Here is a 13,051-nt window from a genome sequence, read left to right on the forward strand (position 1 = left end):
GAAGCAACTATCAATTAAAACAACGCCCCTCATCAGGGGCATTGGTGTATTCATCGCTAACTAAGTGGTTCTAGTTGTTGTCATGAACCATCACATGCTGCAGTAGTGAAGAAACCATATCTTCATGAGACATGCCACTAAAGCCACTATCAAGCTGAGGCACAAGATTCTCAACCAAGATACCTTGGTCTTGGGTTCCGTCTCCACCAGGGTGAACATGCAGTTCAACATTGTTACCATCGACTTTGACATCAAGATGCTCAAGCAACGTATCCATATCCAAAGAACCTGATTTCAGTTCAGGAAGCACCTCACGTAAATCGATCTTATCACCCTCACTGACACTGAAGTCTTTGATGGTATCAAGTGAACCATCGTCGATTTCACGCCAGACGAAAACATCCATTCCAGTGCCACCCACAAGAATATCAGAGCCCAGACCACCTTCTAAGGTATCGTTACCTTCGCCACCCATTAGTGTGTCGTCTCCCGCTCCACCGATGAGGGTATCATTGCCGGCTCCACCAACCAGTAAGTCATCGCCACTACCACCTGTTAGCGTACTATTCGAGCCACTGCCATCAAGGTGTACGGCTTCTGTTTGCGATGACTTGTTAATCTCTAACGCAGTGACGTTATCTACCACATTAAGGTCGATCGCGATATGGTTAACTGACTCTGCTCTATCTAGAGGTTGGCCATTGCCATCAAGCTCTTCCGACACAGCGGTAATATGCAAAGTATGATCGCCTACCGTCGCACCTTTCACTGTCAATGTGTCAATCGCATCCTGCGACACATGCCAGACTCCGTTTTCGAAAGAAACTGTACCGTTGGTGCTTTCCAACGTCGCACCTGGAGGCACATCTTTAACTTCTAAGGTGAGTGCTTCTGTGGTGTCAGTTAGCGCTGCCATAATACCAAGTACTGCAATACCGCTGGTGCTGGCACTTTGAGTCGCGGTAATGTTCTTGTTGAAAGCATATTTACTGTCAAACGCCAGTGTTGGCGCATTCGCCACTGGATTAACCGTAATGTCATAGTGCTTAGGTTCTGCTTCCAATCGAAGACCTGACGGGTTCCAGCTATCTTTAGCAGTCACATCAAGCGCAATGGTATTTGAAGGCGCTAAACTCGCGTCAATAAACACCCCTGTCGTGCTTGTCGGCGTATCAAGTAGCGCATTAAGATCCGCTAGAGTTCCTGATAGCGTTAGTGTGCTGCTTCCTTCTCCAGTAGCCGTCACACCCGAGCCCGCAGGTAATACGATAGACAGCTTGCCGTAATCCACGTTAAGCGTCACGGTCATCAAATCATTGGCAGACGCCCCAACATAGTCGACATCTGAAACATTGATTCCACTGAGCTGTTGGCTCGATGCTTCGTCTATCGATGAAGTGATGTCGTCAATATCCAGTACTGGTTTGTCGTTAACAGGAGTCACATCAAAGTTTATTTCCGCGCTTCCTGTCAGGTGATCCGGTTGACCATTGGTCGTGCCGTCATCTTTGACAACATAACTGATTTTAACTGGGCCATTGTAATCTTTAGCCGCTTCAAATACCCAGTTACCTCCTTGCTGCGTCAAAGTGCCTTGTCCCTCAACTAGAGTAAGGCTTTCAACAGTAATGATGTCACCTTCTTTGTCGAAAGTCCCATCAATAAGATCTTGTACGTTGATGGTTATACTGCCCTCTTCTGGCAGATCAGCTAAGTTGAAATCTTTCGGCTCTGGCGCATCGTTGACTTCTGTTACGTTGATCAAGAAGGTGGTTTGATTGGTCGATGATGTACTGCTATCACCTGGGTCGATCGCACCGTTATTGCCACCATCATCCACTGTCGCGGTCACAGTCACAGGACCACCCGAGTTGATGTCGTTACTGTCAGCATCTGGTTTGAAGATGACTTTACCCGCAGCGATCGCAGCGTTGATATCCGCCAATTTACCTGTTGCGATAAGACTGCCATCAGCAGCAAGAGTAAAGTTAACATTCGCATCATTAACAAACTCAAGCGTACCTTTGTCGACTTGCAAAGTGAGCGTGTAAGTCGCATTAGGGTCATCGTAAGTTGCATCAACATCAGCAATAGACAACTGGTTGATCGCTAAACCACCAGCAACATCTTCCGACGTATCTAGGTTTACAACGTTCACGAAAGTAGGTTGATCATTGATTGGGTCAACAACTAAATCGACATCAAACTCAGACTTCGGTCCTAATGCACCATTGTCGTTCGACTGCACAGCAATATGTATCGGCCCATCAATACCTAAAGCATTGCCTGTATCGCTGTTGTGCTCGCCTGAATTAAACACGATCTTATCGAGCTGCTGCGCCGGGATATCTAGCGTCCACACCTTAGTTACTGGATTGTAACTCGCGAGAGTCGTCCCATCTGGGTAGAAGATCTTCGCATCTTGAGGAACATTGGTCACTTCCACACGAATCGTTTCAGGCGCGTTCTCGGTATATGTACCGTTTCCTGTCGCAGACATCGCTTTATCAATCACGGAAGCGTTAATGGCAATATCGATATTCTGACCTTCAGAGCCCGTTGCCGAATCTGTAGGGTCAGTATCGACAATATCACCAACAGGGTTAACCGTAAGCTTGAAGTTAGGCAGGTTTTTCGCTGCGGTAGGTACACCAAGTAACGATTCCTGAGTAAAGACCGCCACGCCAAACTCAGCGCTACCACTAAAGTGCTTAGGTGGTAGCACTGAGATTGCACTTAGATCCAATGAGTCTGTTGAACCTGCAGGCACTTTAACGCTCCACTCACCATTGCCGTTATTTTTCACGGTATAGCCGCTAGATGGATCAGCGATAAGCAAGAAACCATCTGGCACATCAGTGAACTTAATCGACACAAAGGATTCTGAGCCATCAGTATCAGTCAGCTCAACAGATACTGGTCCTGAATTACCAAGTGAAATGGCTTCGTCTTCATTGCCCGTTATCTCGATGGCTTGGCTAGGATCAGATCCTGGTCCTGTCACCTTCACATCATCCACTACTGGCGTCACTTCAAAGCTAACGCTTGTAGAGAAGTTATCTGAATGGCTAGAGGTTGTAGTGGCACCCAGTTCATTAAATGTTGCGGTGTCGGTGACTGTGCCTGTTACATTGATCGTGACTTTGTTGTCATCGTTGCCCGTAGGGTAGTTCGCTTTCGGCCTAAACAAGATATTGTCTAGCGCACCAGCATCGATCTGAGCCTGAGTAAAGGTTACTGATGTTCCTAAACTCGTCCCAGATTGATCATAAAACTCGCCGATCGTTGTGTCTGCTAAAGTTAGCGTCACAGAGGAGAGCACCTCGTTACCACCTTCAACGCCCGTCACTTTATCAGCGATGTCATAACCAAGGTCTAATTGAATGTAACTATCTTCGTAGCCAACTTTATCCGACCCACCTTGACCGTCTTGGTCAATCGGGTTCATTGAGTCGTCCAGTGAGCCTTTCACCTCTAACGTGATCTCTGGTTCTGGGTTTGCCCCATCTTTAACATCCGCGATAGGATCAACTTTGATGATGACCGACTCTGGTCTCGAAATCTCATCACCAGATACCTTGTCTGTGGTAATCACGGTAAGAGGTAACTCGAAGTCACCGGAATAATCTTTAGGTGGGGTAATGGTTAGTCCATCAAGCCCTTCAATGTCTCCACTCGCGGTGAGCGTTGCCTTAAAGACATATTTTCCATTAGTAAAGTCAACGTTAGACCCACCAACACCTATCGTGAAGTTTTGGCCGCCTACTGTCACTGTACTGTCGATGACAATCGTAATGATGTCTTCTTGACCATCATGCGAGGTGACTGAAATTACCGGTTTAAGCTGATTACCCAAATCTATTACGGTATCTTCGCTACCAGTAATGACACTGTTATCGACAATATCAATAGTGCCCGCTTCATATTCATTGCCGCTCACGTGTTCAGGGAATGAAAGCGTAACGTCTGTCTCACGCGTTTCCGCAACACTTCGCTTGCTGCCATCATCACCAATATCGACAACCTGAGTAATAATTTTCAGCTTGATATCATTGAAGACGTTAGGGTCACCAGCATCATTAGGTGTGTAATCTAAACCGTTTGGTGCCTTGATCTTAAAGTTATCTTCATTGGTCACAACCCAACGGCCATTGCCTTCATACAAAGCACCTTCCACAACCAATTGATCAAACACAGCAGACTGGGCAGGATCAAACTGAATGACGATCTCGGTAACCTGTTCATTAGGCTCATCAACAGGGCCTGAATCATCGGTTTCTTGATAACGAATAACAAACTCATCGGTTAAACCGTCTTTGTTGGTATCCGTAGTAAATTGAATTACTCCATCTTTATTGGCAACGACTTTAGCAATATCATCACCAACCACTTTACCGGATTCATTTTCCACAACTAACTTGTTATTGGCATCTTCAGGCTCAACGACTGGATTCACCTTAACGGTGATAGTGCCGTTGAGTGTTGCTTGTGCACGACCGACTTCATCGGTAGGTTGACCAATCGCATGCTCGTGATTGACCTCTTCTATCTCAATCGTCGTTTGCAGATCAAAGTTAGTACTTGAGTCCTTCGGAGGAGTTATCTGGATGAAGCCATTTTGCAGAGCTGCTTGAGTAAATGCCTCTGGAGATTGACCCGCACTTGGAACAACCTCAATACTACCATTGGTTACCGTTACGACTTGACCATCAACATAAACCGTTGAGCCATCAGGAATACCGCTAATTTTAATCGATGTCACGTGTTCATCAGTATCGGTATAGTCTTGGCCTACCTTAGGATGCCACTGAATATCGATTGGGCTATCTTCATTGCCTACAGAGGTATTTTTGTAGTTATCTGGTGTATCGATAACCGGTTGAACTTTAACGCGAATCTCACGTTCAAAGCTCTTAGAGTGACCATCATTTTCCGTGACGATTATGGTCTCTTTGATATGGATGTTTTCTGTAGAAGACGAAACCGGTCTAATCACAATACCTGAATTAGATCCTGCTCCTAGGTTGGTGATATTCGCTTCATAGATTGGTTGGCCATTTGAGTCATAACCCGTGAAGTTTAAGTTCACTGCATTGCCACTAGCATCTTCTATCACCACACCATCTGGTATGTTGGACAAAAGAACAGTAATCGACTCAGAATTATCCGCCGGACGCTGGGCAAACTCTCCAGATTCCACCGAGAACTTAATCTCTGCTGAGCCATTCTCATCAATCGTTGTTTCTACACCTGAAGTGCTACCATCGGTAAATTCTTTCCAGTCGGCCGAACTTCCCGTGTTGTTCTCAGGTGTATCAGCGACACCTTTAACCGCAACATTAACGGTTTTGGTGCCCATAATCGCTTCATCAACGTGAACCACATTACCCGATAGGTTAGCGGTATCCTTAACTACACCCGTTACATCAAACTTGAAATCTACATTACTGTGCAGATCAGGAACCACTTCCACATTGCCAAGCTGATCATAAGGAATTTCTTGGTATGTCACGCCATTGACCGTCACAGTCGTAATTTGACTTGTACCTGAACCAACCCAAACCAAACTTGCGCCTTCTGTAATTCCTGAAATGCGCACATGCAGAGTCTCAGAACCGTCAGTATCAACCGAAGGGTTCATCGTGATGACTTCATTGAGCGTGAAAGGTTCGTGGTTTGGTCCAGTTCCGGTGTAATCTGGATCAGCGATATTATCTTCGTTAATTTGGATACGATTGACACTAAAGCTGCCCATATCGGCATCTGGAGTGACGTCTATAATGATTTCTTTAGGCTCTGAGTGTGCACTTTCCTTATCAAGGGTGCCATCGTTATACGGGTTAGATCGCTCAGTCGTAACCGCAGTTGCTTCAAATCGAATTTGACCCGAGTAGTTATCTGCTGGATTAACCTGAATACGGTTTATGTCTTGGGCCGAAATGGTATAGACACCGTTAACAGGCGTGATCGGATCACCATTACGATCAAGCAACTCAAAGTGTCCTTCGCCGTCCGTGACTTTCAGCTCGTATGTGATCGTCTCTGGTCTACTCGTATCTTGAGTTTCCGCGCGAAGTTGGATGCGTACATTGTCTCCATCTTCTTCCACTTGGTATTGGTAGGTGCTACGACTATCGTTCCATGTAGCAATATCTGCCACACTTTCTACTTCAATCCTAAAGTTTGAATCGACGGTATGATCAGCCGTGCCGTTATTGTCGATTTGCAATTGATAGTTAATGCGCACCCCGCCGTTACCGGTTGAGTAATTGCGATCTGGAACAAAATAGAGGTTATCGATTGTCGCTATTGTGTTGTTGCCACTTTGCGTAAAGCTTTGCTGTAGCACGGTGCCATCAAAAATAATGTCGCCATTAGCGTCTGCCTTAAGCTCGTGGAGCACTCCATTTTCTTCATAGTAGAAAGTGCCACGATGATTACCCGCTTTAATCGTTAATTGACCAATGTCTTCGGCGTTATCTCTATCGAATAGATTAACTGACAAAGAGACTTTAGCAGGCTCATTTGGTAGACCTGCTTGGTTGTCTTGAGCGTTTTCCCAATCGGGTTCATCGCCAGGTGCATAATTGATGCTGCTGTCGCGACCTGCATCTTCGAATGTCGTCACTTTAAGCGTAATTGGGCGCGCTTCACGGTCAGTAATCGTGATATCAAGAGGGGCAATAGAGGTATCATTGTCCCCATCTGTCGCAGTTACATTGACCTTGAAGTTAATCTCGTCACCATTGTGTTCAAGATAGTTGGTTGCTCGGAATTCAATCTCACCGTTTGAGTTAATTCGCAAAATACCTAACTGACGAGTATCAGTACCGCCATTACCATCATCTGTTTGTTCGTAAACACGCACATTTTGGCGGCCATCGCGCAGATCGACTGAATCTAAGTAAGTGCCTCTTGGACCACCAAATACAATCTCTGCGCCATTCGCATCAGTTGTACCTTCAATCTTGGTAAGCGCAGCATTGTCCGCACCCTTATCTGTTTCATCAGCGAACATATCCACTTTGGAGCCACCAAAGTTTTGGCCTTCGATACGTGTGATTGACTGCCCCGTTAGCTGCGGAATGTCATCGGTCACTTGTATCGGCAGCGTAATGACGCCACTTTCATCGCCATCAAAGTCTGTTGCTTTGACTTTGAAATTGATGTCGAGGCTATTCTGACCATCACCATCCGGATGATCCAAAGGCTTAAGAAGATTAAAGATATAGCTGTTATCTGCGGTATCAAACTTGATCGTGAACACAGGTACACCTGAGGTGGTTTGTGCCGTGTAGGTAAACACTGTTCCGCTATTTGAAACAGTTGCCCACTCTAAGCTTTCACCACCAGACTCAAGTCCATTTAGCGTATCGTCTGCATCCACAAGCTCATACTCAACGACACCATCAGCCCCTTCGTTTACAACGAAGTTGCCAGAGATTTGAGTATCCTGAGATTGATCGGACCCAATTCCAGACAGATCGTCTTCATCGACGACTTTCTCACCCGTAGTGCCAGTTAGGCTTGGCTTGTCATCTTTCACTTCAATAGCAAGAGGAACCGATGGAGAAACGTCTCCGTCTCGGTCAATCGCCACAACATCAAACGGAACCGTTAGTGAATCAGAGCCCGGTGCATGATCGAGGGCCTTAATTTGGGTGTAGGTGTAGCTACCATCGCTGTTCAGCTCTAAGGTGAAGACCAGCTCACCATTCGCCTTACCTTGATATATCGCGGGATCAGAAGTCCCTGTCTGTTTAGTAATATCAACGTCAAAACCACCTGACTTAAGGCCATTCTCCGTCGTATTGATATTGACCAGTTCATACTTAACAACGGTGTCTGCACCTTCAGTAGTGATAAAGCTACCTGTTGCAGTTGCACTGCCCGGCGAAGAGCCAGAGCTAGTATCATCTTCATTAACCGAGAATTTACTGCCGATCTTGAAGCCATCAATAGTCGCGGTATCATCGCCAATATTGACCTTCAGATTTACATTCGCTGAATTGTCGTTGTCTTTGTCCACCGCATACACTGGCACATTCACCGCCAGTGAATCCATGCCTTGTGCACCATGGTCAACTTCTTGCGACAAGGTCACTGTGTACTTGCCTAAGTTGCTCTGGTCGAGGGTCACTTGCAGCACCTCAACCTTAACTCCATTCTGCGTGATGTAACCGGCGTACTGACCGGTGAACTCGCCATTCGGGCCAGTGATTTCTTCTAGTACGACCTTCTGACCCGCAGACTCTAGCGTCGAAGTACGGTTGAACTCAGCCACATCGACTTTCATTGCCACGACAGTGTCACTGCCAGTGGTAAAGCTAATGTCTCCAGTCGCCGTCGTCACCGTATCACCGACTTTGGAGCCATCGGTTAAGCCCGCTTCATACACATTGGCTTGGTCAATGGTATTAATGACTGGGTCAGCACCATCTTTAATCGTCAGGTCGACGGTACTGGTTAGCTCATCACCGTCGTTGTCCTTCACGGTCACAACAATGGTGTGTTTAATCTCTTCACTCGCGGAGTGGTCGACATTGCTGTTAGGAATAAAGGAAATCTTACCGTCCGCAGACACCACCAACTTACCGTCGGTAACTGGGTACTCGCTTTGGTTCTCATTGAAGTTGATACTTTGACCGTCAAACGTCACCGTCGACACTTTACCTTGGTCGGCACCCGCTTCAGTAATGACATCAATCTCGTTGCTTTGCGCCGATTGGCCTACCGTTGGCTCAACCACGCCGATTGAGCCATCAGTGACGACTTGGATGTCATCACCGATATTGACCTTCAGATTTACATTCGCTGAATTGTCATTGTCTTTATCCACCGCATACACAGGTACATTCACCGCCAGTGAATCCATGCCTTGTGCACCATGGTCGACTTCTTGCGACAAGGTCACAGTGTACTTGCCTAAATTGCTCTGGTCGAGGGTCACATTGAGCACCTCAACCTTAACCCCATTCTGCGTGATGTAACCGGCATACTGACCAGTGAACTCACCATTCAGGCCGGTGATTTCTTCTAGTACTACCTTTTGACCCGCAGACTCTAGCGTCGAAGTACGGTTGAACTCAGCCACATCGACTTTCATTGCCACGACAGTGTCGCTGCCAGTGGTGAAGCTAATGTCACCCGTGGCCGTGGTTGCCGTATCGCCGACTTTGGAGCCATCGGTTAAGCCCGCTTCATACACATTGGCTTGGTCAATGGTATTAATGACTGGGTCAGCACCGTCTGTAATCGTCAGGTCGACGGTACTGGTTAGCTCATCACCGTCGTTGTCCTTCACGGTCACAACAATAGTGTGTTTAATCTCTTCACTCGCGGAGTGGTCGACATTGCTGTTAGGAATAAAGGAAATCTTACCGTCCGCAGACACCACCAACTTACCGTCGGTAACCGGGTACTCGCTTTGGTTCTCATTGAAGTTGATACTCTGACCGTCAAACGTCACCGTTGACACTTTACCTTGGTCGGCACCCGCTTCAGTAATGACATCAATCTCGTTGCTTTGCGCCGATTGGCCTACCGTTGGCTCAACCACGCTGATTGAGCCATCAGTGACGACTTGGATGTCATCACCGATATTGACCTTCAGATTTACATTCGCTGAATTGTCATTGTCTTTATCCACCGCATACACAGGTACATTCACCGCCAGTGAATCCATGCCTTGTGCACCATGGTCGACTTCTTGCGACAAGGTCACAGTGTACTTGCCTAAATTGCTCTGGTCGAGGGTCACTTGCAGCACCTCAACCTTAACCCCATTCTGCGTGATGTAACCGGCATACTGACCAGTGAACTCACCATTCAGGCCGGTGATTTCTTCTAGTACTACCTTTTGACCCGCAGACTCTAGCGTCGAAGTACGGTTGAACTCAGCCACATCGACTTTCATTGCCACGACAGTGTCGCTGCCAGTGGTGAAGCTAATGTCACCCGTGGCCGTGGTTGCCGTATCGCCGACTTTGGAGCCATCGGTTAAGCCCGCTTCATACACATTGGCTTGGTCAATGGTATTAATGACTGGGTCAGCACCGTCTGTAATCGTCAGGTCGACGGTACTGGTTAGCTCATCACCATCGTTGTCCTTCACGGTCACAACAATGGTGTGTTTAATCTCTTCACTCGCGGAGTGGTCGACATTGCTGTTAGGAATAAAGGAAATCTTACCGTCCGCAGACACCACCAACTTACCGTCGGTAACCGGGTACTCGCTTTGGTTCTCATTGAAGTTGATACTCTGACCGTCAAACGTCACCGTTGACACTTTACCTTGGTCGGCACCCGCTTCAGTAATGACATCAATTTCGTTGCTCTGCGCCGATTGACCTACCGTTGGCTCAGTAACACTCAGGCTACCATCGGTCACGACTTGGATATCATCACCGATATTGACCTTCAGATTTACATTCGCTGAATTGTCATTGTCTTTATCCACCGCGTAGACAGGTACATTCACCTCCAGTGAATCCATGCCTTGTGCACCATGGTCAACTTCTTGCGACAAGGTCACGGTGTACTTGCCTAAGTTGCTCTGGTCGAGGGTCACGTTGAGCACCTCAACCTTAACCCCATTCTGCGTGATGTAACCGGCGTACTGACCGGTGAACTCGCCATTCGGGCCAGTGATTTCTTCTAGTACGACCTTTTGACCTGCTGACTCTAGCGTCGAAGTGCGGTTGAACTCAGCCACATCGACTTTCATTGCCACGACAGTGTCACTGCCAGTAGTAAAGCTAATGTCACCCGTGGCCGTGGTTGCTGTATCGCCGACTTTGGAGCCATCCGTTAAGCCCGCTTCATACACATTGGCTTGGTCAATAGTATTAATGACTGGGTCTGCGCCATCTTTAATCGTCAGTTCGACGGTACTGGTTAGCTCATCACCGTCGTTGTCCTTCACGGTCACAACAATAGTGTGTTTAACCTCTTCACTCGCGGAGTGGTCAACATTGCTGTTAGGAATAAAGGAAATCTTACCGTCCGCAGACACCACCAACTTACCATCGGTAACCGGGTATTCGTTTTGATTCTCGTTGAAGTTGATACTCTGACCGTCAAACGTCACCGTCGACACTTTACCTTGGTCGGCACCCGCTTCGGTAATGACATCAATCTCGTTGCTTTGCGCCGATTGGCCAATCGTTGGCTCAACCACGCTGATTGCGCCATCGGTCACGACTTGGATGTCATCGCCCACATTCACCACTAGGTTCGAACGCGATGATTGGTCATTATCAGCATCGATGCCAAAGACTGGCAATGAGATCGCCACGAAGTCTTGGTCTAGTGCACCGCCCTGTTGGCTTTGATCGACCTCTTCAAGCAGTTCAATCGAATAACCTGCATTAAAAGTGGGTGACGTGTCAGTCCCACCTTTAACGACATCATTAAGCGTCACGCGAAGTACATCGACTCGATTTCCTTCTAACGTAATATAGCCAACATATACACCAGGCTGGCCTGCAACAGCTTCTAATACAACGGTTTCGCCTTGCGAAGTAATTGGTGATGTTTGCTGAGAGGAATTGAATGCATCGACATCAATCTGTACCTGAGTAACTTCATCGCTTCCCGCAGCAGAAGTAATCGTTCCACTTGCCGTAGTGCTTGTATCACCGACCTTCGAACCGTCGTCCAAACCCGCTTCATAGACATTGGTCTCAGTAATATTTGCAACACTAGGATCGATACCATCCCCAATGGTTACCTGAGCGTCAATTGGAGCTTGGATTGGGTTTCCACCCGTATCTGTACCTGTAATATCAAAGGAAACGGTAATTTGATCGCCAGTGAAAGCAACTTGGCCGCCACCAACAGAAGGCGTGTGATCAATCGGCTGTGAAATTGTGGTCGTTAGCTCTAGATTTACATCTTTACCTACGCTAGTCGCATCTATATCCATAGTAAGGACAGAGTTACCGTCACCATCGATACCAATAATGGTGTTAGTTGCAGCGTTATAAGTAAATGTAACCGCTTCGCCATTTGAAGTAATGTCGGAATTAAGTTCACTCAGTAGTGATGCTAAAGAAGTAGGATCGGGAACAAAAGTCGTAGGATCTAAAGAAAGGTCAGCAGCCACAACGGTCACAGAGCTTGTGACCGATTGCGGGTAGGTTCCATCAGACAAAGAACCCTCAATCAGCGACTCACTGATACTTTGCCCACCACCTGCAAAAATAATCGGTCTAATTTCATCATCTACCTGTTCGGTAGAGTCTGTAGAAAAACCCGACGTTTCAAAGAAAGTACTCGCCAGAACTTCAGTGCCGTTGTAGTCGATAGTAACAAAGCCACCGTTTGCAGAGCCTGCGGCACCTGCACCTGCCGCCGTAGCTTCAAGCAACTCTGTAGGGTCAGCGCCTGCCAAGATAGCATCTTGAATGGCTGCTAATTCATCTTCGCTGATCGCACCTTCACCCAATTGAGCAAGGTCGAAGTTCACTTCTCCGGCAACCGGGGCAACTCCCCAACCACCGAGGTCATCTTCTGTAGCCAGAGTGTTCGCGTCGAGATTAATGGCAGCCTCAGAGGACTCCATTAAAATTGTCGAATGGTTGGCTGTAATAACGATTTCACCACTAGGAATGGTATCGCCTACAACGACTTTCTTAGCACTTCCATCTGGTTTGACAGCAACAACATCACCAGAAACTTCTTTTACTATCGCGGCTTGGCGTAATACTTCTACGTCCATAAGGTCTCCTAATCACACTCCTGCAGGCTGAGCAAGAAGTTAGAAACGTTTTGTTATAGTTTTTGTCAGAATATACGCACAAAATATCAAATATAACTCGCATTTCCAGTAGTTTATATGTACTCGTAACTGCCACTACTAACTTGTAAGTATAGGTTACTCAAGGGAATGAGTAAGTTACGGGTGACGGCACATCAACTCCTTATGAAAAATTTAGTCATTTGTATCACTTATGAGAACAAAACAAGTCATCAACGCTGAATTGCTTAAATCTCATCCACCATCTCAAAAACAATAGTTTTTACAGCGGTTGTAGGTAATTTCTCAAGT

1 protein-coding gene is annotated in these 13,051 nt (G+C 46.9%); it reads right to left on the reverse strand.

Going from position 1 to position 13,051, the window contains the following annotated elements; genetic code table 11:
• Nucleotides 1-70: 70 nt before the first annotated feature.
• The gene (locus AC6R00_RS05805; RefSeq protein ID WP_500639635.1) at nt 71-12,721 is read right to left on the reverse strand and encodes a retention module-containing protein; all 12,651 of its coding nucleotides are present in this window, start codon (nt 12,719-12,721) and stop codon (nt 71-73) included.
• Between the last annotated feature and the right edge of the window lie 330 nt (nt 12,722-13,051).

It is taken from the genome of Vibrio sp. R10-SF1-ISO8 (assembly GCF_059833805.1).